This is a genomic window from Sulfurimonas xiamenensis, assembly GCF_009258045.1.
GTDB classification, from domain to species: Bacteria; Campylobacterota; Campylobacteria; order Campylobacterales; family Sulfurimonadaceae; genus Sulfurimonas; species Sulfurimonas xiamenensis.
On record NZ_CP041166.1, the window covers coordinates 345,238 to 369,733 of the forward strand.

The window sequence follows — 24,496 nt, forward strand, 5'->3', positions numbered from 1 at the left end:
TCATAAAAACTTCTATTCATAAAAACTTCACGATTTTAATAAATTTTAAATAAATATCTACCAATCTTAACATTAATTACAATTTTACATAAAATCAACTAAGTAGTATTTTGTTCACTTTACTAAAAAAGATTTTATTTCGTCTTAATTTTCTGCTTATTATTGAAAGATGAGTCGATAGTTCTTTTGTTATTTGTTTTTAAAACTGCTGACATATTAATCTTAATTCTATTAATACTACACTTTTTTTTGTATAAAAATAAGAAAAATAAAATTTCTTCAAAAACTCTTTCACAGATTAAGAAGCCATTAAGAATCATTTCTCTATAATTCCCCTCCACAAACAGAGAGACCTAAAGTTTAGGATTAAAAATCTAGGTTTGAGATCATTGAAAACTAAGCAAGTAAATAGACTTTAATAACTAGAAATAGTTAGATTGGTCATTAATAAGTTTACTTAGAAATAACTAAAATAACAACAACCGTCTATTCTATTTGGTCTCTATTTATTTAGAGATACCCAATAGTATAGATACTATACAAAGTCTATCAGATGTTCACGCACTGATAGCAACATAAAGCCAATGATTTAATAATCTTGGGCAAAGATTAAACAACTTCAATTATGGAGAGTTTGATCCTGGCTCAGAGTGAACGCTGGCGGCGTGCTTAACACATGCAAGTCGAACGGTAACGCAAAGTGCTTGCACTTTGGCGACGAGTGGCGCACGGGTGAGTAATATATAGTTAATGTACCTTCAAGACTGGGATAGCCACTGGAAACGGTGATTAATACTAGATACACCTTCATATCACAAGGTATGAAGGGAAATGTTTTTTCGCTTGAAGATCAGACTATATCCTATCAGTTAGTTGGTGAGGTAAGAGCTCACCAAGACAATGACGGGTAGCGGGTTTGAGAGGATGATCCGCCACACTGGTACTGAGACACGGACCAGACTCCTACGGGAGGCAGCAGTGAGGAATATTGCACAATGGAGGAAACTCTGATGCAGCAACGCCGCGTGGAGGATGACGCATTTCGGTGTGTAAACTCCTTTTATATGTCAAGAAAATGACGGTAGCATATGAATAAGCACCGGCTAACTCCGTGCCAGCAGCCGCGGTAATACGGAGGGTGCAAGCGTTACTCGGAATCACTGGGCGTAAAGGACGCGTAGGCGGGATATCAAGTCAGGTGTGAAATCCTACAGCTTAACTGTAGAACTGCACTTGAAACTGGTAACCTAGAGTATGGGAGGGGGAGATGGAATTAGTGGTGTAGGGGTAAAATCCGTAGATATCACTAGGAATACCTAAAGCGAAGGCGATCTCCTGGAACATAACTGACGCTAAGGCGTGAAAGCGTGGGGAGCAAACAGGATTAGATACCCTGGTAGTCCACGCCCTAAACGATGAACACTAGTCGTCGTGATGCTTGTCATTGCGGTGATGCACTTAACAGATTAAGTGTTCCGCCTGGGGAGTACGGTCGCAAGATTAAAACTCAAAGGAATAGACGGGGACCCGCACAAGTGGTGGAGCATGTGGTTTAATTCGAAGATACGCGAAGAACCTTACCTGGCCTTGACATTGATAGAATACTGTAGAGATACGGTAGTGCCCTTCGGGGAGCTTGAAAACAGGTGCTGCACGGCTGTCGTCAGCTCGTGTCGTGAGATGTTGGGTTAAGTCCCGCAACGAGCGCAACCCTCGTCCTTAGTTGCCAGCAGGTTAAGCTGGGCACTCTAAGGAGACTGCCTTCGCAAGGAGGAGGAAGGTGAGGACGACGTCAAGTCATCATGGCCCTTACGGCCAGGGCTACACACGTGCTACAATGGGGCGTACAGAGAGTTGCAATACCGCGAGGTGGAGCCAATCTCATAAAGCGTCTCTCAGTTCGGATTGGAGTCTGCAACTCGACTCCATGAAGCTGGAATCACTAGTAATCGTAGATCAGCAATGCTACGGTGAATACGTTCCCGGGTCTTGTACTCACCGCCCGTCACACCATGGGAGTTGATTTCACCCGAAATTGGGAAGCTAACCTTCGGGAGGCTACCACTTACGGTGGAATTAGCGACTGGGGTGAAGTCGTAACAAGGTAACCGTAGGAGAACCTGCGGTTGGATCACCTCCTTTCTAGAGTAAAGAGAAAACATTCGTTTGTTTATCTCATACAAAGAAAATCTCACAAGAGAAATAGTTATTTTAGTCTTTTACTTGCTTAGTTTTCAGTGATCTGTGTTCATTGATTTGTATATTTTGAAAAGATTTTTGTTTTAATCGAAGCGGGTTCTTGAATGAGTGAGAGGTTCTAACGAAGAATAAAATAAAAAGAGTTCAAAAGAAAATGGGGAATTAGCTCAGCTGGGAGAGCGCCTGCCTTGCACGCAGGAGGTCAGCGGTTCGATCCCGCTATTCTCCACCATTTTTTGGAAATTTGCACTTGATAAATTTGCTCACATACATTTAGTATGCTTCGCAACCTTATCAAGCACAACTTTCTCAAAAAACCAAATATAAGTCTTTAATTGAAAAGATTTATATTTGGTTTTATACCAAAAGTTCATTAAATTATCATTGTTAAAGTCAATAAAATATAGTTATAAGAGATAACTAGAGATAAGAAGAGCGATCTTTGTATTTTCTATGTGAATCAAATTATAAATATATCAACTAAATAACTACAATTAAACAGGCACTGTCTTACATTAAGTAAGGTAGTGAACGCAACATAGAATAAAAAAGATATTAAGGGCCATAGGTGGATGCCTTGGCTAGTAGAGGCGATGAAAGACGTACTAGGCTGCGAAAAGCCTCGGGGAGCTGCCAAGAAGCTTTGATCCGGGGATTTCTGAATGGGGCGACCCAGCATGGCGCGAGTCATGTTACCCTACGGGGGGCGAACTCAGGGAAGTGAAACATCTCAGTACCTGAAGGAAAAGAAATCAAACGAGATTCCCATAGTAGCGGCGAGCGAAAAGGGATTAGGGCACTTAGTGATAATATATTTGTTAGCTGAACACTTTGGAAAGAGTGAACATAGAGGGTGATATTCCCGTAAGCGAAAACATTTGTATGGTACTAGACTAAGGAATGAGTAGGTCGGGACACGTGTTATCTTGACTGAATATGGGGGGACCACCCTCCAACCCTAAATACTACTACTAGACCGATAGCGAACAAGTACCGTGAGGGAAAGGTGAAAAGGACTGCGGTGAGCAGAGTGAAATAGAACCTGAAACCTATGGCTTACAATCATTCGGAGCACTATTATATATAAGTGTGACGGACTGCCTTTTGCATAATGAGCCTGCGAGTTGTGGTATCTGGCAAGGTTAATCGAACGAGAAGCCGTAGCGAAAGCGAGTCTTAATAGGGCGAATTAGTCAGATGCTGCAGACCCGAAACTGAGTGATCTATCCATGAGCAGGTTGAAGCTGGTGTAAGAGCCAGTGGAGGACCGAACCCGCTGGCGTTGAAAAGTCTTGGGATGACTTGTGGATAGGGGTGAAAGGCCAATCAAACTCAGTGATAGCTGGTTCTCTCCGAAATATATTTAGGTATAGCCTCGAGCATTAGCATGAAGGGGTAGAGCACTGACAGGGCTAGGGCTGCTTACCGCGGTACCAAACCCTATCAAACTCCGAATACTTCATGTGTAACCTCGGGAGTCAGGCGGTGGGTGATAAAATCCATCGTCAAGAGGGGAACAACCCAGACTAGCAGCTAAGGTCCCAAAGTCTTGTCTAAGTGGAAAAGGATGTGAAGTTGCTGTGACAACCAGGAGGTTGGCTTAGAAGCAGCCACCCTTTAAAGAAAGCGTAACAGCTCACTGGTCTAGCGATTTTGCGCCGAAAATATAACGGGGCTAAGACAAGCACCGAAGCTCTAGGTTGTAGTACATCATTAAGTTCTCAGAGAAGAGATATTCAAAGAGTTATATTTAAAACTTTACGGAGTGAAGTTTTAAAATGCCTCAGGGGATAAGAGAGATACTTAGGATTTAATGATGTACTACAGCGGTAGGAGAGCGTTCCAGTCAGCGTAGAAGCCATACCGGCAAGGAGTGGTGGAGCGGCTGGAAGTGAGCATGCAGGCATGAGTAGCGAGAAAAGAAGTGAGAATCTTCTTCGCCGTAAACCCAAGGTTTCCTACGCGATGCTCGTCATCGTAGGGTTAGTCGGGACCTAAGTCGAGTCCGAGAGGGGTAGACGATGGCAAATCGGTTAATATTCCGATACCGACTGTTGTTCGCTTGAGTGATGGGGGGACGCATAGAGTTAATTGAGCTCACTGATGGAATAGTGGGTCGAAGGATGTAGGTTGTATCATAGGCAAATCCGTGATACATTAGACCGAGATCTTACAGGCAGAGCAATCTCTTCGGAGAGCGCTTTGAATCAATGATACTGTCGTGCCGAGAAAAGCCTCTAAACGAGAACAGCAGTTGCCCGTACCGTAAACCGACACAGGTGGGTGAGATGAGTATTCTAAGGCGCGTGGATGAACCCTGGTTAAGGAACTCTGCAAACTAGCACCGTATCTTCGGTATAAGGTGTGCCCTATTTGTAAATGGACTTGCTCCATGAAGCATTGACGGGTCGCAGCAAAGTGTCCCTCCCGACTGTTTACCAAAAACACAGCACTCTGCTAACTCGTAAGAGGATGTATAGGGTGTGACGCCTGCCCGGTGCTTGAATGTTAAATGGATTGCTTAGCTCACGCGAAGGCTTGAAATGAAGCACAAGTAAACGGCGGCCGTAACTATAACGGTCCTAAGGTAGCGAAATTCCTTGTCGGTTAAATACCGACCTGCATGAATGGCGTAACGAGATGGGAGCTGTCTCAACCAGGGATCCAGTGAAATTGTAGTGGAGGTGAAAATTCCTCCTACCCGCGGAAAGACGGAAAGACCCCGTGCACCTTTACTATAGCTTGACATTGCTATTGGGATATTCATGTGCAGGATAGGTGGGAGCCGTTGAATCTATGACGCCAGTTGTAGATGAGGCATCCTTGAGATACCACCCTTGAATATTCTGATAGCTAACTCGGTACGATTATCTCGTGCGAGGACAATGTCTGGTGGGTAGTTTGACTGGGGCGGTCGCCTCCTAAAAAGTAACGGAGGCTTACAAAGGTTCGTTCAGAAGGGTTGGAAATCCTTCGTAGAGTATAATGGCATAAACGAGCCTGACTGTGAGAGAGACAACTCGAGCAGAGTCGAAAGACGGTCATAGTGATCCGGTGGTTCTGTGTGGAAGGGCCATCGCTCAAAGGATAAAAGGTACGCCGGGGATAACAGGCTGATCTCCCCCAAGAGCTCACATCGACGGGGAGGTTTGGCACCTCGATGTCGGCTCATCGCATCCTGGGGCTGGAGCAGGTCCCAAGGGTATGGCTGTTCGCCATTTAAAGCGGTACGCGAGCTGGGTTCAGAACGTCGTGAGACAGTTCGGTCCCTATCTTCCGTGGGCGTAGGAGAGTTGAGGAGAGCTGACCCTAGTACGAGAGGACCGGGTTGGACATGCCACTGGTGCACCAGTTGTTCTGCCAAGAGCATCGCTGGGTAGCTACGCATGGATGAGATAACCGCTGAAAGCATCTAAGCGGGAAGCCAACTCCAAGATGAACTCTCCCTGAAGTACGCTTGAAGACTACAAGCTTGATAGGCTGGATGTGTACGCAGAGTAATCTGTTTAGCTGACCAGTACTAATAGTACGTTTGTCTTTTTTACATATCGTTCACTACCTTACTTAGTGTATAGGTGTCTGAAGTAGTTATTTAGTGATTAGTGATTAGTCGGCGGTTTTACCTAACCCCTAACATCTAAACCCTAAACCCTGAAATGTTGACTTTAACAATGAAAATCTTCTCTAAACCAAGAGCAATCATTTTTAAGTACACACAATAAAGTGTATTTAAATGTGATTGTCTAGGTGGCTATAGAGAGAGGGAAACGCCTGGCCCCATTCCGAACCCAGAAGCTAAGCCTCTCATCGCTGATAATACTGCATCTTTCAGGTGTGGAAATGTAGGTCGCTGCCTAGTTGATCATTTCTTCTTTTATTGACAATCGATTAAAATTATTAAATTACAATCACAAAGTTAATCACTTTATTAATGACTTTTCAATATCCCATCTATTCTCAATATCGTGCATATTTACTCTATATAATCTATCTAAAAAGTACTCTTTTGTTACCTCTTTTGCACCTAAACTTTTTAGATGATCTGTCGGTACTTGACAATCTATAAAATCATATCCCCAAAATTTTAGATGTTTTACCAAAACTGCATAAGCAGATTTTGATGCATCGCTTATTAGAGAGAACATGGACTCTCCGCAAAAAACTTTTCCTATAACAACTCCATAAAGCCCACCAACAAGTTCCCCATCTTTATAACTCTCAGCGCTATGTGCAACTCCCATATCATAAAGTACGCTATAAGCTTCTATAATATCATCTTGTATCCAAGTGCCGTTTTGATTTTCTCTTTTTATGCTGCTGCACTGTTTTATAACTTCTGTAAAATTAGTATCAAATTTATACTTAAATTTTTTCATGCTTTTTTTTAGAGAACGGCTAAGTTTAAAATCATCCAATTCCATAATAAGCCTGGGGTCGGTTGACCACCAAATAATGGGGTCATCTTTGCCGTACCAAGGGAATATACCGTTTTGATAGGCACGAATAAGCCTAGAGGGGTTTAAGTCGCCTCCCCAAGCGACTATTCCATCTTCGTTTGCACTGTTTGGATCTGGAAAGAGCAGGTCATATTTTGATAATTTGGGTATATTCAAATGTCGGACTCTTTAAATTTTAAAATCAACTTTTTACTAAAAGAAACATTTACACTTCCGCCGTTTTTCAGTTTACCAAAGAGTATCTCATCACTGAGTTTATTTGTTATATTGTCATGAATATATCTTTTGATCGGTCTTGCACCCATTTCAGGAGAGTAGGCGCTTTGGGCGATAAACTCTACGGCTTTTGGGGATAGTGTTACGGTTATTTTTTTCTTTTTTAGATCACTGTTTAGCTCTTCTATAAATTTCTCTACAATGCCTTTGACAACTTCACTCTCTAGTTGAGAAAATTCTATAACTGCATCGAGTCTGTTTCGAAATTCCGGGGTAAAAAAGAGTTTCAGCTCCTCATTTTTTGATAGAGAACTGTCTTTGTTAAAACCCATTACGCTTCTGGCAGTTGCACCGATATTTGATGTCATAATGAGAATTACATTTTGAAAATTAGTCTTGTATCCGTTATTGTCGGTAAGGGTTGCATTATCCATGATCTGAAGTAAAATATTTACAAGATCAGGATGTGCTTTTTCGATCTCATCTAGGAGTAAAACAGTATATGGGTGTCTTTTTATAGCTTCTGTCAAAAGCCCGCCCTGCTCATATCCTACATAGCCCGGAGGCGCTCCTACCAGACGGCTTAGAGCATGTTTTTCCATATATTCGCTCATATCAAATCTCTCAAAATGTATGCCTAGCGTTTGACTAAGAGAGAGTGCGAGTTCCGTTTTGCCGACTCCAGTAGGACCGGAGAATAGAAATGATGCGATAGGTTTGTTTTGCGGAGTAAGACCTGCTTTAGATATTTTTATAGCTTTTGCGACTTCTGCAACTGCCTTATCTTGACCAATTACTTTTTTGCGTAAATTTTCTTCTAGGTTAGCAAGAGAGAGTGTCTCGTCATGTGTCACTTTTGAGCTTGACATGCCTACTATTTTAGAGATAGTATTTTCAATATCTGCTGCGCCTACTACTCTTTTTTTTCTATTTTTAAGATGAAAAGATGCGGCAGTCTCATCTATAAGGTCGATCGCTTTGTCGGGTAAAAATTTATCAGTAATATATCTTTTTGACAAGTCTATAGCGGCTTTTAGAGCTTTATCTGTAAATGTTACGCCATGATGTTCTTCGTATTTGCTCTTTAAGCCTTTTAATATCTTGTATGTTGTTTTAGCAGACGGCTCGTTGATATCTACTTTAGAGAATCTTCTGCTAAGCGCCTTGTCTTTTTCAAAACCGTTTCTGTACTCCGCAAATGTAGTCGCGCCCATGCATTTTAGTTCGCCTGATGCAAGGGCAGGTTTTAGCTGATTTGCCGCGTCCATTGTTCCACTTGTCGCACCGGCACCAATAAGAGTGTGGATCTCATCTATAAAAAGAATGGCATTTGGAATGGATTTAAGTTCATCCATAACGCCTTTTAAGCGCTTTTCAAAATCTCCTCTATATTTTGTGCCTGCAAGCATTGCGCCAAGATCAAGAGCATAAAGCTCAGTGTTTTGTATAATGGAAGGAACTTTGAGAGCGACAATGTTTAGTGCTAAGCCTTCCGCGATAGCAGTTTTTCCGACACCCGCCTCTCCTACTAAAATAGGGTTATTTTTCTTTCTGCGGCATAAAATTTGTGTGACTCTTTGTATCTCGTCATCTCTGCCGATTACCGGATCGATTTTTCCTTCTTTTGCTTTTTGAAGCAGGTTAATAGCGTATTTTTTCAAATAAGACTCTTTCTCTTTTAAAGCCTCTTTTTCATTGGTGTGTGAAATAATCTCTAAGATATCAAGCCTTGAAATTTGATACTCATTTAACAAAATATAAGCAAAAGAGTTCACTTCATCATAGATAGCAACAAGTAGATCCCCGATATCAGCGCTTTGTTGTCCTGAACCTTGAATATGTTTTATCATTCTGTCAATTAGTCTTGAGAGAGCGACACTTTCAAAAGGCTCTTCGTCTATATTTTGCGGCAATGCATTTATATTTGAATCTATATAATCTTTTAAAAGCGCTTTCATTTTTTCAACATCTCCGCCGCATGCAAATATAATTTTAGCACCCTCGCTAGAGTTTAGTATCTGATAGAAAACATGTTCAATAGTAATATACTCATGTCTGAATTTTTTTGCATAAGTTATAGATTTTTGAAAAACCTCGTTTAAAGTATAACTTATCATTACTCTTCCTCCATCTCAGCTCTTAATGGAAAGCCGTTTTCTCTGGCTTTTTTATGTACTTGCATTATTTTAGTTTCTGCAATTTCATGAGTATAAACCCCACATACCCCTTTGTCTTTTTTATGCACCTCAAGCATTATATTTTCTGCTTCTTCATAACTTTTATGAAATATATTTATTAAAACATCTACAACAAATTCCATAGAAGTATAATCATCATTTAAGATTAATACTTTATATTTTTTAGGATATTTTAGTGATATTTCGTTAATAATTTCCAAGTCTGTATTTGTTGCCATATTTTTCCTATAATAGATTTAAATATTATAAGATTATAACAAAATTGAGATAACTATGGCGAAACGAATTTTTGTGAGTGCTACAAATACTGATATTGGAAAAACATATACCACAAAATTATTATTAAAAGAGTTTGCTTCCAGAGGTTTTAGAGTCGGTGTTTTTAAACCGATAGAAACAGGAGTGGAAAAGGTTGCACATGATGCTTTAGAGTTACTTGCATATGTAAAAGAGGTAAATTATGAGTTTAAAGAGATAGACATTGAAGATATAGCACCTATTACCTACAGGCTTCCGGCTGCACCTTATGTGGCATCTAATAATGAAGAGATAGATTTTAAAAAAATAGATAGTGCATTAGAGAAATTAGAAAAGTTGTGTGATATTCTTATTATAGAAGGTGCCGGTGGACTCTATGTGCCAATCGATGATAAATATATGATGATAGATTTGATTTCATACTTTAAAGCTTATGCACTTTTAGTTACTCACTGCTCTCTTGGCTGTATTAATGATACACTTTTAAGTAAAAAAGCTCTTGAGGATAAAAAGTTGCCATATACAATTGTCTTTAACTGCAAAGAGAGAGAAGATAATAGCTTTTCTCAAGTATCAGAGCCGTACTTTACAAAGAATAATTTTGAAGTATTAAAAGTAAGTGAAAATATTGACACTATTTGTGATGTTCTGTATAATTATAAATAATCAATACACATTAAAAGAGTAGCATGAAGCACTTAATTGCAACAAATGATTTAACGCTCCAAGAGATAGAAGCTATATTAGAAGATGCTGAAGTTTTTAGCGATGGCCGATTTGAAAAAATACTTAAAAACAAGATAATTGTCACCTTGTTTTTTGAAAACTCAACAAGAACAAGAAGCTCTTTTGAAATAGCTGCAAAAAGACTTGGTGCTGAGATTGTTCATCTTGATGTTGCGCGCAGTTCTACAAAAAAAGGTGAAACATTGGTAGATACTGCCATGAATTTAGATGCTATGGGACCACATGCTATTATTGTCCGACATGAAAATTCGGGTGTTCCTAAAATACTTTCAAACTATACAAAAGCTTCTATTGTAAATGCAGGCGATGGAGCACATGCTCATCCGACACAAGCCCTGTTAGACCTTTTTACTTTAAAAAAACATTTTGGTGATGTAAGCGGTAAAAAAATAGCTATAGTCGGAGATATTAAAAACTCAAGAGTTGCAAACTCAAATATTGATCTTTTAGGAAGATTCGGGATGGAAATTATTTTAGTTGCTCCTCCTCAATTTTTGCCAAAAACCAACTTGAGAACAACTCACTTTTTAGATGAGATTATTGACGAAGTTGATGTCATTATGAGTCTTAGAACACAGACAGAGAGACACTCATCACAAACTTATGCATCACTTAAAGACTATGCCAGTGATTTTTGCATAACAACTGAACTTATCGGTGACAGAGATATAGTTTTGCTTCACCCCGGGCCTGTTCATAGAAATATTGATATCTGCGATGCACTTTTAGCAGATAAAAGATGCAAAGTTTTAGAGCAAGTTTCAAACGGTGTGATAATTAGAATGGCAGTACTTAAAAAACTTATTTATGACATTTGATGCTATAAATTCTTTTGGCAAAAAAAGAGAGCCATTTTTATTTATATCTGATTTTAAACTCCAAAATTTAAAAGTTATTCTTCTGGATGAGTTAGAAGCAAATGATATTGAATTTTGCATAGATGAAAACTACATACCTAGATCTCACCTATACTCTTTAGAAAAAAAGGCACTCTCTTTTAGTAAATATAAAAAAAAGTTTGATTTTGTTTTAGAGAAAATAAAAGCTGGAGAAACCTATCTTTTAAATCTGACACAACCTACACCAATCAAAACAGCACTTACATTAAAAGAGATATTTGAGTGTGCTAATGCACACTATAAGTTAAGATACAAGGATAAGTTCGTCTGTTTTTCACCTGAAAAATTTATTCAAATTCAAGATTCAAAAATCTCTACATATCCCATGAAGGGTACAATTGATGCGTCTATCCCAAATGCAAAAGAGACTATTTTAAACAATCAAAAAGAGATGGCCGAGCATGTTATGGTTGTAGATCTTTTAAGAAATGATCTCTCTATTGTTGCAAAAAATGTAAAAGTTGAAAAGTTTAGATATATCACCGAGATTGAAGCAGGCAAAAAAAAACTTTTACATGTAAGTTCACACATAAGCGGAAATATCGGAGATGATTGGCATGAAAAAATAGGTGATATTTTAAAAGCACTTTTACCCGCAGGAAGTATAAGCGGTGCACCAAAAAAGAGTACATTAGATATAATTAATGAAGTTGAAGGGTATGAGCGCGGATATTTTAGCGGAGTTTTTGGTATATATAACGGAAAAACATTAGACAGCGCAGTTATGATAAGATTTATCGAAAAAACAGAAAGTGGATTTATATATAAAAGTGGCGGTGGCATAACCATAGATAGTGATGTTGAAAGTGAATATGATGAACTTCTAGATAAAGTTTATATACCATAAAAAGGTTGTCAAACATGTTTAAATTAGATGGTTTTTTTACAAGTGGATGGACATTTAATGAGGTAGAGTGTGATTTGAAAAATAGATATCAGATGGTAAATATTGCTATCTTACTCTCTGCCGGCGGTTTGATTTATGGAATAATTGGAAACTATATAAGAGATATTCAAGGTTTTATACCTATTGAAACTGCTCTTTTATTTATGAATTTTATAATGTTTTTTGCTTTAAGAAAAACGCGTCAATTTTTTGAAATTTTTGCAATAATTATTACTCTTCAATATACTTTTTTATTTTTATTTCTTATTTATAACGGTGAACCAAATGATTTAAAGCATCTTTGGATATTTACTTATCCCATAATACTTCTCTATTTTCAAAAGACTATTCATGCGATATATTGGCTTGCATTTGTTTTTTTTATGCTTATAATCGCCCCTTTGCAAAATTTTGTAGAGATAAATTACACTATGTATCAAATGACATATATATCTTTTGTTTTAATTATAATTAGTGTAATTATCTATTTCTATCAAAGAAAAATAGATGAAGCAAGAACTATTATTTTAGAACAGCGAAATATGTTGCGAAATTTTAATCAAGAGCTTGAAAAACAGATAAAAGATAAAACAACTGAACTTATTAAACTCAATGAATCTTTAGAGTTGAAAGTTGAGCAAAAACTTGAAGAGTTAAGAAGTAAAGATCAAATACTTCAAGCACAATCAAAACAGGCTGTAATGGGTGAAATGATAAGTATGATTGCTCATCAGTGGAGACAGCCGCTCTCTACTATTACCCTTCAAATAGCAGATTTACAGCTTAAGCAGTTACTTGGCAAAGAGAGAGATTGTGAAGATATCGACAGAGCATTAAATAATATCAGTGATACCATTATTTATCTTTCTGACACTATTGATGATTTTCAAACTTATTTTCGTCCAAATAGAGAAGTAGTTGAGATTGAAATTCATGAATTACTTCAAAAGGCACTGAACTTTGTCAAATCAAGATTAAGTGATAATAAAATAAAAATAACAATTAATAAAGAGGCTGATATATATATAAAAACATATGTAAACGAACTTGTTCAAGTGGTGTTAAATATTTTAAATAATGCAATTGATGCACATAATGATGTTAGAGTTCAAAATCCTTTTATTGTTTTACATACCAAAGCATCAGAAGAGAAAGTTTTTGTTATTATAGAAGATAATGCAGGCGGGATAACTGATGAAAATTTTTCACATCTATTTGAGCCTTACTTCAGCACTAAAGATAAAAATGGAACCGGACTCGGTCTTTATATGAGCCAGATGATTATTCAAAAGCAGTTTGGCGGTGAAATTGATGTTGAAACCTCTAAAAAAGGATCTGTTTTTATTATAAAAATTCCTAAAAATATAACATAGCGTGATAAAATTATTTTTTTCTATAAAGTTTAAAAAAAATTGAGAACTTTTGAGATATAATTTATTAAAATGAAAAAGGTTTATATATGTATTTAAAGGATTTAAAGTTCTCTTTATGGGCAGATTTTATCGAAAGAGACTATTTAGATAATGAATTTAAGGAGTTAGTAGAGGAGGGGATTGTTAATGGAGCAACTTCAAATCCTGCAATATTTAAAAATGCAATACTAAATTCAAATGCATATAAGGATCAGTTATCCAGACTCTCCTCTTTAACTCCTAAAGAGAAGTATGAAGCTGTTGCTATTTATGATATACAAAAAGCGGCAGATATATTAAAACCGCTTTATGAAAGGGGTGATGACGGATATGTTAGCATAGAAGTTGATCCGTATCTTTGTGATGATGCTAATGCTACAATAAAAGAGGGGGAGCGACTTTTTAGACAAATAGATCGTAATAATGTTATGATAAAAGTTCCTGCTACAGAGGCTGGATATATAGCTATGAGAGAACTTTGCAGCCAGGGAATTCCTGTAAATGCGACACTTATATTTAAAAAAGAGCAGGCTCTATCATGTGCGAATGCTTTTAGAGAGGGTCTGGCAAAAAGCGAAACAGAGGTTGATACCGTTATAAGTGTTTTTGTAAGCAGAATTGACAGAGCTTTGGATCAAGAGCTAACTAAGCATGGGGTAGCTGCTTCTTTAAGCGGAATATACAATAGTGCGGATATTTATGCAGAAGTTGAAAAGATGGGAGTTAAGGGGTGCAGAGTGCTTTTTGCAAGTACCGGAGTAAAAGATGATTCTTTGGCGCCTCACTACTATATAGAGAAACTTTTGGCGTACAATAGTGTAAATACAGCACCGGTAGAGACTATAAAAGCTTTTCATTTAAATGGAAATAAGGAGAGCGCTTTACCAATTTCACCTCAAATAATAGGGGAACATTTTGAAAAAATCAAAGAAATAGGCATAGATTTTAATACTGTGTTAGATAAACAGATAGATGATGGATTAAAATCTTTCAAAGATGCATTTAAAGATATATTGGAGTCGTTATGAGTGGTAATAAAAATGAAGTAGATATAAGTCAGTTGACATTTGATCAATTAAAAAAGATTCGAGAATATCTTAAAAAATTGATTGAAAGCGGCGGCAGTGATTTACATGTAAAATCGAATGGTTTAATAAGAGCTAGAATTAATGGAACAATTGTTCCATTTTCTGAGAATAAATTTTCTTATGAAGATGCTATGATTCTCTCTAAAGAGATTCTTAGAGGAAGATATGCGGAGCTTATTGAAAATAAAGAAGTTGACTTGGTCTATCAGTTTGATGAATCTAACCGTTTTCGTGTAAATATTTTCTTTCAGATGGATGGTCCTTCATTTGTATTTCGTGTTATTCCTATGCAGATACCGACAATTGAGCAGATGAAATATCCTGAAGCCATAAAAAATTTTACAAAAGAAGAGCGCGGACTGGTTCTAGTTACCGGAACTACAGGGAGTGGTAAATCAACAACACTCGCAGCAATGGTAAATGAAATAAATACAACATATAAAAAACATATTATAACCATTGAAGATCCTATTGAATTTGTGCATAAAGATAGAGGATGTATCATAAATCAACGCTCGTTAGGACAAGATACTCTCTCTTTTGATAGAGCTCTAAGAGCTGCTCTTCGTGAAGATCCTGATATTATACTTGTAGGTGAGATGAGAGACCGTGAAACTATAGAGTTGGCTCTTCATGCTGCAGATACGGGACATTTGGTTTTTTCAACATTGCATACACTCGATGCGAAGGAGACAATTAATCGAATTATAGGTATGTTTCCTTATGAAGAACAAAATCGTGTTCGCCTCTCTCTTGCAGGAGTTTTAAAAGGAGTTATCTCTCAAAGGTTGATCCCTACAAAAGAAAATAAACGAATAGCGGCAATGGAGATACTTGTAAAAACTCCTACTATTGAGAAACTTATTTTAGAAAATCGTGATTATGAGATTCGTGATACCATAGAAAAAGGACGAGAATATTATAAATCACAAAGTTTTGATCAGCATATTTTTGATATATATAATGAAGGCATTATTACAAAAGAAAAAGCAAAAGAGTACGCAACAAGCGCTTCTGATTTAGAGATGAAAATGAGCGGGTTTAACAGCGGTAAAGCTTCTGATCTTATTAATAAATCTGAAAAAAATAGTAAAAATGAAGCAGTAGATGAGGATGTATTTGATTTAAAATAATCTTTAACTGTATTTAAAGCTTAGAGATGTATAATTGCGAACATTTTTATTAAGGATTTAATATGTTAGAAGGCATTATTAGAGAGAGTATTGGCAAAAGAAGCACAAAGGCGCTTCGCCGTGATGGTTATCTAATTGCAAACATATACGGAAAAGGGCTTGAAAATATTCATGCTGCATTCAAAGAGAATGAGTATATCCGTACTGTGCGCAACAAAGATACTTTATCGTTCCCAATCAGCGTTGGCGGAAATGAGATGAATGTTGTTGTTCAATCCTATGAAACACATCCTGTAACAGCAAAGCTTTTGCATGTAGATTTAATGGTGGCACAACCTGGTGTTGTTACTCACTATCATGTTCCTGTTTTCGCACAAGGTGAAGCAATTGGACTAAAAAACAAAGGTTTAGTACATATTTCAAAACCTCGTTTAAGAGTAAAAGCTGCAATCGAAAATGTTCCAAACAGTATTAATGTTGATGTAACAAAAATGGATGTAGGTGATGCTAAAATGTTGCGTGATCTTGAAAAAATTCCAAATGTTACATTCACAGATGCTGATCGTGTATCTGTACTAAGTGTAATTAAAGCTAAGTAATCATGCTGATAGTCGGTCTGGGAAATCCTGGTCCGAAGTATGAGTTAACTCGTCATAACATAGGTTTTATGGTTATTGACGAGCTTATCAAAAGAAATAGCGCTCAAAAATTATCTTCTTCATCTTTTAACGGTGAACTTTTTAAACTCTCAAGTCATTTTTTATTAAAACCGCTTACTTTTATGAATCTATCGGGTATTTCTATTGCCGCTGTAAAAAAATTTTATAAAATTGAAGAAGTTGTTGTAATACATGATGATTTGGATCTTCCTTTTGGTGCTCTTCGTTTTAAAAAAGGTGGCGGCCACGGTGGACATAACGGACTTAAATCCACAGATGAAAATATCTCCAAAGAGTACATAAGAGTAAGAATGGGTATAGGCAAACCTGAGCATAAAGGTGAGACTGCCTCTTATGTTTTAAGTGATTTTAACAAAGAGGAGCAGCAATATCTAAGCGAGTGGATATCATACGCATGTGAAGCTGTTGAATTTTTGTTAGAAAACTCCTTAGAAGATGTTAGTTCTAAATATACAATTAAAAAATTTCAGCTAAAATAGCACTAAACTTTTAATTGGATTTTTAATATATGCTGGCTTTTAAATATATCTCTTTTCATTATATTAAATACTTCATTGTTATTTTATCAGCACTTGTTCTTTTTTTAGTTGGTTTTGATTATATGGGAAGTGCTGATAAGTTGGATATATCAGCCAATCTGCTTTTAATATATTTAGTTTATAAAACTTTTTTTGCTATAGATATGCTTTTGCCTCTTTCTCTTATTTTTGCAATGATAAGTACAAAAATATTTTTGATTCGTTCAAATGCATTGGTCTCTTTTTATTCTCTTGGATATTCAAGAGTTGATATTTTAAAGCCTTTTGTTGTTGTTTCTACTGTAGTTATTATAGCTTTTATCGGAGTTCACTCAATTTCGAATTTTGCAAGAGCAGATGAAATGGCTAAAAATATTCGTAAAAATGCCCAATATCTAAGCCCAACAAGAGATCTTTTTTTTACATATAAAGATAAATTTGTATATTTTTCAAAAATGCTTCCTTTGCAAGAGAGTGCTGAAGATATAAGAGTGTTTAGTTTTAAAGAGAACTCTTTAAAAGAGGTTTTAATAGCTTCTAAAGCAAGATATAGAGATGAAGCGTGGCATATAGACAGTGCTGATATTATTACTAAACCTGATGAAATTAATTTCAATTCGCTTGGCATAAAGGTAAATGAGAAAAATAATTTAGAAATTCTTCAAGATTTTAGACCAAAAATGTTAGATCAGGTTTATGAGGGCAAAGTTAATTTTACTATAAAAGATGCGATAGATGCATATACATTATTAAAAGCCCAAAATATCAATACAGATATTGTAAAAAGTTCACTCTATAAGATATTTGTTTATCCTTTTTTTGTGCCAAGTATGATTGTTATTATTTTCTTTTTTGTTCCTGTAAGTGTGAGATTTTTAAATGTATCACTCTTTAGTTTTGCAGCTATTATTTCCTCTCTTATGATATGGGCACTTCTTTTTGCACTTATTGAACTCTCAAGTCATAAGACTGTGCCAAGTGAAATTGGTATTGTAGCTCCTGTTTTCATTCTTTTCTTAATTGCTTTTAGGCAGTGGAGAAAATATCGATTAGCCACTTAAAAATTTTCAATTTATTTGATGGCGAAGTGCTGCAATCGTATAAATTTTATAACTAAAGTATAAGTACTTTTTGGATAAAATTGTTTAAAAAATATTTGGGACTTTTATGATTAATTTTAAAGAACTTGCATCCACATACAAAACCCCGCTTTACATATATGATTTAGACTATATGAGTGCGCAATATAAAGAGTTAAAAGAGGCATTTAAAGGCAGAAAATCAATTATGGCATATGCTATAAAATCCAATTCTAATCTTAGTGTTATTAAACACTTTGCAGAGTTGGGAAGCGGTGCTGACTGTGTCTCCATCGGCGAAGTGCGTCGTGCCTTTTTGGCAGGTATTCCAAGTTACAAGATTATTTTTTCAGGTGTTGGAAAGAGTGATGATGAGATACGCGAAGCAATACAAAAAGATATTTTATATATTAATGTAGAGAGTGAAGCCGAACTCGGCCGTGTTGAACTTATAGCAAAAGAGTTAAATAGCGTATGTAGAATCAGTATAAGGGTAAATCCAAATATTGATCCGCTTACACATCCCTATATCTCGACAGGACTTCATGATAATAAATTTGGAGTGGAAATTGATGCTGCAAAAAGAATGTATATCCGTGCAAATAACTCAGAGTATCTGGATCCTGTAGGCATTCATTTTCATATAGGTTCTCAACTTACAGAGTTAGAACCCATATATGAGTCTGCTGCAATAGTAGCAGATATGGTGCGTTCGCTTCAAAGCATAAAAATAGAGTTGAAATTTTTTGATGTAGGCGGAGGACTCGGTGTTAAGTACAATAATGAAACAACTATAAAGCCGTATGATTATGCACAGGCAATATTTTCAACTTTAAAAGGACTGGATTTAACAATTATTTGTGAACCGGGAAGATTTTTAACAGCAAATGCAGGTTATTTTTTAACAAAAGTTTTATATGAGAAACAAAATGGTTCAAAAAGATTTGTTGTAGTTGATGGTGCTATGAATGACCTTTTGCGTCCGAGTCTTTATAAAGCTTACCATAAAATCGAGCCTATAACGGAGAGTAAAAGCGAACTAAGTCAAGCAGATGTAGTAGGACCGGTTTGTGAAAGCGGTGATTTTTTTGCAAAGGAGTGTATGTTGCCGACTCTGGAACATAATGATCTGCTTGTAGTCCACAGTGCCGGAGCATATGGTTTTGGCATGGGAAGCAACTACAACACAAGAGGCAGAAGTGCCGAAGTGGCATTAAAAGGCGGAAAGGCAAAACTTATCCGAAGACGCGAAGAGTTTGAAGATTTAATAGCACTAGAGAAAGAGTTTTTAGAGTAAGTGCTTATAAAACTTTTTCTGTTGTATAGCTGAGAGGTTGAAAAAAATAGAATATTTTGGAGGTGTTTAATTGTATTTCATTGATGTTCAAGGTACTTTAATTAGTGATGCGGATAAATCTCCATTGCGTGGAAGCATAGAGTTTATCGAAAAATTAAATGAAGAAAAAATTCCATATATGGTTATTACTAACAATACTAAAAAAGCTTCAAAAGATTTTTATAGTTATCTTCAATCAATAGGTTTTCATTTTGAATTTACAAAATATCTTGATCCGCTTATGCTTTTAGAATCTTCTTTAGAAAAAGAAGCTGTTGCGGCCTATGGAGCAGAAGAATTTTTGAGCGTTTTAAAAAAAATGGGGTATATTTTAAATTATAAAAATCCCAAAACAGTTTTAGTTGCGATAAAAGAGAATTTTTCTGCCGAGGAGTATGCGCAGATGATAGATTTTTTGCTTAATGGCGCATCTTTGGTGGGTATGCATGAAACATCAATATATGCAAAAAACAACAAAAGGTATCCCGGTGTCGGAGCAATTTTAAAGATGCTTGAATTTGCAACATCTTCCTCTTATGATGTTGTTGGAAAACCAAGTGTTTCTTTTTACAATGAGGCTTTAAAAATGTTGCAATTACAAGAAAAAAGTGCTAAATTTAGTGATATAACTATTATTAGTGATGATGTAAAGGGTGATTTGGGCGGAGCTAAAGAGATGGGAATGAAAACGATTTTTGTTACAAGCGGAAAATATAAAAGTGCTCAAGAGATAGTGCCTTTTTTAAAACCTGAATTAAAACCAGATTTTATTTATGCTGATATGCAGGAGATTTTGGAGGATAGATGGAAACTTTAGAAGATTGTAGAGTTGCAATTGATGCTATTGATGATGAGGTGCTAAAACTTCTTAATAAAAGAATGGAAATTGTTAAGCGGGTGGGCGAAATCAAAAAAGATAGTGATAGCGCAATATATAGACCGGAGAGAGAAAAAGCAATTATTCAAAGATTGACTCAAAATAGTATGGATCAGCAGGGGCTCTTAAATAAAAATGCCATCGAAGCTATATTTTTAGAAATTTTTGCAGTTTCAAGAAACTTGGAGCTTCCGGAGCGTATAGCTTATCTCGGTCCTGAGGGAAGTTTTACTCATCAAGCGGCAGAGAGTCGTTTTGGGGCGATGAGCGACTACCTTTCTTTAAGCTCTATTCACTCTGTTTTTAAAACACTTGAAGCAAAAAGAGCTAAATTTGGAATTGTTCCGATAGAAAACTCAAGAGACGGAGTAGTAGGTGAAACACTTGATCTTTTGGCAAAAAGTTCTGTAAAAATTGTGGCAGAACTATATATGCCTATTCATATGTCATTTGTTACAAAAGCAAAGAAAATATCGCAAATAACTAAGATTTATTCAAAAGACAAAGGTTTTGGGCAGTGTAAAGAGTTTCTTCAGGAGTATAACCTTGTTAATGTGGAACAAATTCCGGTTGAGTCGACTGCAAAAGCAGCAATTTTGGCTTCAAAAGATCCAAATGCTGCTGCTCTTTGTAGTCATATTGCAGCAAAATTGTATCGTGTGCCGACAATGTTTGACCGCATCGAAGATGATATAGGCTCTTTGACAAGATTTATAATTCTTAGTGATTTTAAAAATGCTAAGAGTCAAGATGACAAAACTTCTATTTTAGTGAGACTCAAAGACTCTGTGAAAGCGGGATCGCTTGTTCATTTTTTACAAGATTTTAATGAACAAAATATAAATCTTTCAAAAATAGAGTCACGACCTTCAAAAAACAAGGGCGGATTTGATTACTGGTTTTTTATAGATTTTTACGGGCATATTGATGATGAAAAGTTTCAAAAGGTACTACAAAAACATAAAGGGGAAGTAACTTGGTTAGGAAGTTATGTAAAAGGTGAAGAGATTGAAGTTTAATAAAAATTTAGAAAATATAAAAACATATGAGACTGGAAAACCGATAGAGTTGGTTGTAAGAGAGTTTGGTATAGAGCCAAAAGATATTATAAAGCTTGCATCAAATGAGAACCCTTACGGAACTTCTCCTAAAGCTGTGGCTGCTGTTAGTGATATTGTGACTAAAATGGCTCTTTATCCTGATGATTCTATGATAAAGCTGAAAAATGGATTAAGTAAAAGATTTGATGTTGAAAATGAAAATATAATTATTGGTTCAGGCAGTGATCAGGTTATAGAGTTTTTAATTCATGCAAAAGCCTCTTCATCTTCAAAAATCTTGATGAACAGTATAACATTTGCGATGTATGAAATATATGCTAAACATGTAGGAGCAAATATTATTAAAACGGCTTCACAAGAGCATGATCTTGATGAATTTTATGCACTTTACAAAGAAGAGAAACCAGAAATCATATTTATATGTACGCCAAATAATCCAACAGGGGATGCGCTTGATGCTCAAAAAATATATGATTTTTTAAAGAAGATAGACAGTGATACACTTGTGGTTATAGACGGTGCTTATATGGAGTATGCTATTGCTAAAGATAGTTCAAAAGAGATAGCTGTAAAAAAACTTATAGAAGAGTTTGATAATGTTGTTTATCTTGGTACATTTTCTAAAGCTTACGGGCTTGGCGGGATGAGAGTCGGATATGGCGTGGCTGATCACAATATAATAAAAGAGCTATACAAACTTAGACCTCCTTTTAATATTACCACTTTGTCTCTTGAAGCTGCAAGTGTAGCGCTTAGTGATGAAGAGTTTGTAAAAAAGAGTGTAACTCTTAATCTTGAGCAGATGAAACGCTACGAACAATTTGCAAAAGAGCAAAAAATAGATATAATAAATAGTTATACTAATTTTATTACATTTTGTTTAAATTCAAATCAAGATTCTACAAAGATATCAAATTCTCTTTTGAAAAAAGGTATGATAGTAAGAGATTTGAGCAGTTATAATATGAATGCAATTAGAGTTACAATAGGGACAGAAGAGCAAAATAGTCGTTTTTTTGAATTAGTAAAACAATTTTTATAATTTAAAAATAGGAAATTGATGAATTCTAAAGTACTTTTTTCGCAACTTTTTGTTCTAAAAAATAGGCTAAGTAAAAAACAAAAGCTTATTATTGGTTCTGCTGTTGCGGCTATTATCATATTTTTAATTTTTTTGAGTGTTTATACGGCTGAAAAAAATATAAATAGTAGATATGAAGTGCTTTTTGGCTCTTTGGCTTCAGCAGATGCTGCCAAAGTTATCGAAGAGTTAGAAAAAAAAAGTATCTCTTATGAATTGCTGGATAATAATATTATAAAAATTCCTAGAAATATTTTATATAAAGAGCGCATTGCAATTGCTTCTTTGGGAATTGTAAAAAAAGGTTCAGTAAGTTTAAGTGCAGAAGATTTTAAGCAAAATGAAAAATATTTTCAAGCACTAGAAGATGAACTCTCCCGCACGATTAATGCACTTTCAGCGGTTGAAAATGTCAGTGTTCGTTTGACTTTAGAAAAAAATGCAACAGCTTTGGTTCTGCTTCAATTGACCAAAGGAAGAGAGCTCTCTTTAAAACAAATAAGAGGGATTGAAAATCTTGTTGCAGCAGCGGTACCAAACCTTTCTCCATCGGATGTTGTTCTTATAGATAATAATACAGAAATTATCGCTAGTATAGATGAGATGGAGCAGTTGACTGCTCTCTCAATTATGCAGCAAAATTTTAAAGCAAATGAAGAGAAAAAAAAAGAGAGAAAAATTATAGAGGCTATTTCTCCTTATATCGGTAAAGAGAAAAAAATTGCCGCACAGGTTAACATCGATTTTGATTTTTCTGTTAAAGAACCTCTTTCTGATACATATAATTCCGAGTTTGCACAAATTAAAAAGATTATGGTCACCGTTATTGTGGATGGAAATTATAAATATAAATCTGATGCAGATGGCAATCCTACAAATGAGCTGGAGTATGAGCCGTTATCAGAGAATGATTTAAAAACTTTATCTTTATTGGTTAGCCGTTTAATCGGCATAAACAAGGAGAGAGGTGACCAGATAAGTGTTAAAAATGCGCAGTTTAAAATAGCTGAGGTTAATGCACTAAAAAATAAAACAGATGTGTCGTTTTTTGAATTTTTGAAATATTTATTTGTATTTATATTTCTTTTTATTGTCTATATAAAATTGATTGCTCCATTTGCAAAAAAAGCATTTAAAGTTTCTAAAAAAGAGCAGAAATCAAGTGAAATATTTTTAGATTCTGATGTTGAAAAAAATTTTTATAAAGATGAGGATAAATATACTATTTCTCTTGATAAAATGAAAATTATGATTGACAAATCACCCGAAGCTGCCGCAAATATTTTTCAAGCTTTAATTGCAGAAGATGCTCAAGAAGCTATAATGCACAGGAGAAGATAGATGAATCTAAATCCCGCACAGCAAGCAAAATTTGATAAAATGAGTAGAGCGGAAAAAATAGCAGTTCTATTAATGCTTATGGGTGAAGATACAACAGCTTCTGTATTTTCAAATATGAGTGTTGATGCAATAACAGAAGTTTCAAAATATATAGCTAGCAACAAAAGTGTAGAAAAAGCTGTTGCGGTAGCTGTGCTTAAAGAATTTTATGCAATTTTTCAATCGCAGCAGTTTATTATCGGCAGAGGTATAAAATATACCAAAGAGCTTCTTTACAGAGCACTTGATGTTGAAGATGCAGATAAGATTTTAGAAAAACTCTCAAAAACATTACAAGAGGATCAATACTTTTCATATTTGTCAAAAATCAAGCCTCAGCAGCTCTCAAAGCTTCTTGTTGATGAACATCCTCAAACAGCAGCGCTTATTTTAGCTCACATGGATGCAGTTGAAGCAGCCGATACATTGCACTATTTTTCAGATGATTTAAGAAGTGAGGTTTTGATAAGAATTGCTAAACTGGGGGATATCTCCTCATCTGTAATAAAAAGAGTTTCCGATGTTCTTAAATCCAAACTGGAACTCTCTTCATCAAAAGAGTTTAAAATCGGCGGTCTTCGTGCAGTTGCTGCTATTTTAAACTCTTTTGATGAAAAAATTTCCAAAGAGACATTTGTTAAAATATGTGAGCAGGATAAAGAGATATCAACTCTTATTAAAGATATGATGTTTTCTTTTGAAGATATAAAAACACTTGAAAAAAAAGCAATTATAGAGATACTTAACAGTGTAGATAAGCATGATTTAATGCTTGCGTTAAAAAGTGCCTCTCCAGAGCTTAGAGATGCTTTTTTTAGTGTTATGAGTGAAAAAGGCAAAAAAGTTTTTGAAGAAGAGGGTCAGTTTTTGGGTGTAGTAAAGATGAGAGATATTAAAGATGCGCAAAGAAGAGTCATTAAGAGAGTTGAAAGCCTTGTTGAAGATGAAATAATTCAATTAGATTTAGGAAAAAAAGAGGCGGTAAAGTAGT

At 35.7% G+C, this 24,496-nt stretch carries 18 protein-coding genes, 1 tRNA gene and 3 rRNA genes; 19 read left to right on the forward strand and 3 right to left on the reverse strand.

Annotation, left to right across the window (positions count from 1 at the left end; genetic code table 11):
* Positions 1 to 622 precede the first annotated feature (622 nt).
* The 4 genes from FJR47_RS01910 (at position 623) to rrf (ending at position 6,058) form a co-directional block, all read left to right on the forward strand.
* Positions 623 to 2,142, forward strand: a 16S ribosomal RNA gene (locus FJR47_RS01910).
* Between the two features lie 213 nt (positions 2,143 to 2,355).
* Positions 2,356 to 2,431 (forward strand) — tRNA-Ala (locus tag FJR47_RS01915).
* A 313-nt stretch (positions 2,432 to 2,744) separates the two neighbouring features.
* Positions 2,745 to 5,744, forward strand: a 23S ribosomal RNA gene (locus FJR47_RS01920).
* A 198-nt stretch (positions 5,745 to 5,942) separates the two neighbouring features.
* Positions 5,943 to 6,058: ribosomal RNA gene (gene rrf / locus FJR47_RS01925) — 5S ribosomal RNA — on the forward strand.
* Together the 16S, 23S and 5S rRNA genes with 1 tRNA gene alongside form the textbook arrangement of a ribosomal RNA operon.
* Before the next feature lie 61 nt (positions 6,059 to 6,119).
* Here the strand turns inward: rrf and aat are convergent.
* Genes aat through clpS form a run of 3 tightly spaced genes read right to left on the reverse strand, consistent with a single transcriptional unit; the run spans position 6,120 to position 9,288 of the window.
* Positions 6,120 to 6,812 (reverse strand): leucyl/phenylalanyl-tRNA--protein transferase, encoded by a 693-nt coding sequence (gene aat, locus FJR47_RS01930; RefSeq protein WP_152298797.1) that lies wholly within the window; start codon positions 6,810 to 6,812, stop codon positions 6,120 to 6,122.
* Positions 6,809 to 8,989: an ATP-dependent Clp protease ATP-binding subunit ClpA gene (clpA, locus tag FJR47_RS01935; RefSeq protein WP_152298798.1), complete on the reverse strand. Its 2,181-nt coding sequence runs from the start codon at positions 8,987 to 8,989 to the stop codon at positions 6,809 to 6,811. Before clpA ends, aat begins: the two co-directional genes overlap by 4 nt.
* Entirely contained in the window at positions 8,989 to 9,288 is a 300-nt protein-coding gene (gene clpS, locus FJR47_RS01940; protein ID WP_152298799.1) for an ATP-dependent Clp protease adapter ClpS, read from the reverse strand. Before clpS ends, clpA begins: the two co-directional genes overlap by 1 nt.
* A gap of 55 nt (positions 9,289 to 9,343) precedes the next feature.
* Between clpS and bioD the strand changes: the two genes are divergently transcribed.
* From bioD to fliG, 15 genes are all read left to right on the forward strand, one after another.
* On the forward strand, positions 9,344 to 9,994 hold the full coding sequence (bioD, locus tag FJR47_RS01945) for a dethiobiotin synthase (RefSeq protein WP_152298800.1): 651 nt from the start codon (positions 9,344 to 9,346) through the stop codon (positions 9,992 to 9,994).
* Positions 9,995 to 10,017: 23 nt separating this feature from the next.
* Complete coding sequence (locus FJR47_RS01950) at positions 10,018 to 10,893, forward strand: aspartate carbamoyltransferase catalytic subunit (protein ID WP_152298801.1); 876 nt, start codon at positions 10,018 to 10,020, stop codon at positions 10,891 to 10,893.
* Positions 10,883 to 11,821: an aminodeoxychorismate synthase component I gene (locus tag FJR47_RS01955; RefSeq protein ID WP_152298802.1), complete on the forward strand. Its 939-nt coding sequence runs from the start codon at positions 10,883 to 10,885 to the stop codon at positions 11,819 to 11,821. Before FJR47_RS01950 ends, FJR47_RS01955 begins: the two co-directional genes overlap by 11 nt.
* Before the next feature lie 14 nt (positions 11,822 to 11,835).
* Positions 11,836 to 13,233, forward strand: coding sequence for a sensor histidine kinase (locus FJR47_RS01960; protein ID WP_152298803.1), 1,398 nt, complete (start codon positions 11,836 to 11,838; stop codon positions 13,231 to 13,233).
* An 86-nt stretch (positions 13,234 to 13,319) separates the two neighbouring features.
* Positions 13,320 to 14,300 carry a transaldolase gene (locus FJR47_RS01965; RefSeq protein WP_152298804.1) on the forward strand — a complete coding sequence of 327 codons (981 nt, stop codon included), beginning with the start codon at positions 13,320 to 13,322 and terminating at the stop codon, positions 14,298 to 14,300.
* A complete protein-coding gene (locus FJR47_RS01970) occupies positions 14,297 to 15,493 on the forward strand; it encodes a type IV pilus twitching motility protein PilT (protein WP_152298805.1) in 1,197 nt (398 codons plus the stop codon). Before FJR47_RS01965 ends, FJR47_RS01970 begins: the two co-directional genes overlap by 4 nt.
* 62 nt (positions 15,494 to 15,555) lie before the next feature.
* Entirely contained in the window at positions 15,556 to 16,092 is a 537-nt protein-coding gene (locus tag FJR47_RS01975) for a 50S ribosomal protein L25/general stress protein Ctc (protein ID WP_152298806.1), read from the forward strand.
* Positions 16,092 to 16,652, forward strand: a complete 561-nt coding sequence (gene pth, locus FJR47_RS01980; protein WP_188093759.1) for an aminoacyl-tRNA hydrolase — start codon at positions 16,092 to 16,094, stop codon at positions 16,650 to 16,652. Before FJR47_RS01975 ends, pth begins: the two co-directional genes overlap by 1 nt.
* A 29-nt stretch (positions 16,653 to 16,681) precedes the next feature.
* Positions 16,682 to 17,752 carry an LptF/LptG family permease gene (locus FJR47_RS01985; RefSeq protein ID WP_152298808.1) on the forward strand — a complete coding sequence of 357 codons (1,071 nt, stop codon included), beginning with the start codon at positions 16,682 to 16,684 and terminating at the stop codon, positions 17,750 to 17,752.
* A gap of 106 nt (positions 17,753 to 17,858) precedes the next feature.
* Positions 17,859 to 19,067: a diaminopimelate decarboxylase gene (gene lysA / locus FJR47_RS01990; protein WP_188093736.1), complete on the forward strand. Its 1,209-nt coding sequence runs from the start codon at positions 17,859 to 17,861 to the stop codon at positions 19,065 to 19,067.
* A 70-nt stretch (positions 19,068 to 19,137) separates the two neighbouring features.
* Positions 19,138 to 19,923 (forward strand): HAD-IIA family hydrolase, encoded by a 786-nt coding sequence (locus tag FJR47_RS01995; protein ID WP_152298809.1) that lies wholly within the window; start codon positions 19,138 to 19,140, stop codon positions 19,921 to 19,923.
* Entirely contained in the window at positions 19,911 to 21,002 is a 1,092-nt protein-coding gene (gene pheA / locus FJR47_RS02000) for a prephenate dehydratase (protein ID WP_152298810.1), read from the forward strand. The genes FJR47_RS01995 and pheA overlap by 13 nt, the downstream gene beginning before the upstream one ends.
* On the forward strand, positions 20,992 to 22,086 hold the full coding sequence (hisC, locus tag FJR47_RS02005) for a histidinol-phosphate transaminase (RefSeq protein WP_152298811.1): 1,095 nt from the start codon (positions 20,992 to 20,994) through the stop codon (positions 22,084 to 22,086). The genes pheA and hisC overlap by 11 nt, the downstream gene beginning before the upstream one ends.
* A gap of 18 nt (positions 22,087 to 22,104) precedes the next feature.
* Positions 22,105 to 23,466: a flagellar basal-body MS-ring/collar protein FliF gene (fliF, locus tag FJR47_RS02010; protein WP_152298812.1), complete on the forward strand. Its 1,362-nt coding sequence runs from the start codon at positions 22,105 to 22,107 to the stop codon at positions 23,464 to 23,466.
* Positions 23,467 to 24,495, forward strand: coding sequence for a flagellar motor switch protein FliG (gene fliG, locus FJR47_RS02015; protein ID WP_152298813.1), 1,029 nt, complete (start codon positions 23,467 to 23,469; stop codon positions 24,493 to 24,495).
* The last annotated feature ends 1 nt before the right edge of the window (position 24,496 follow it).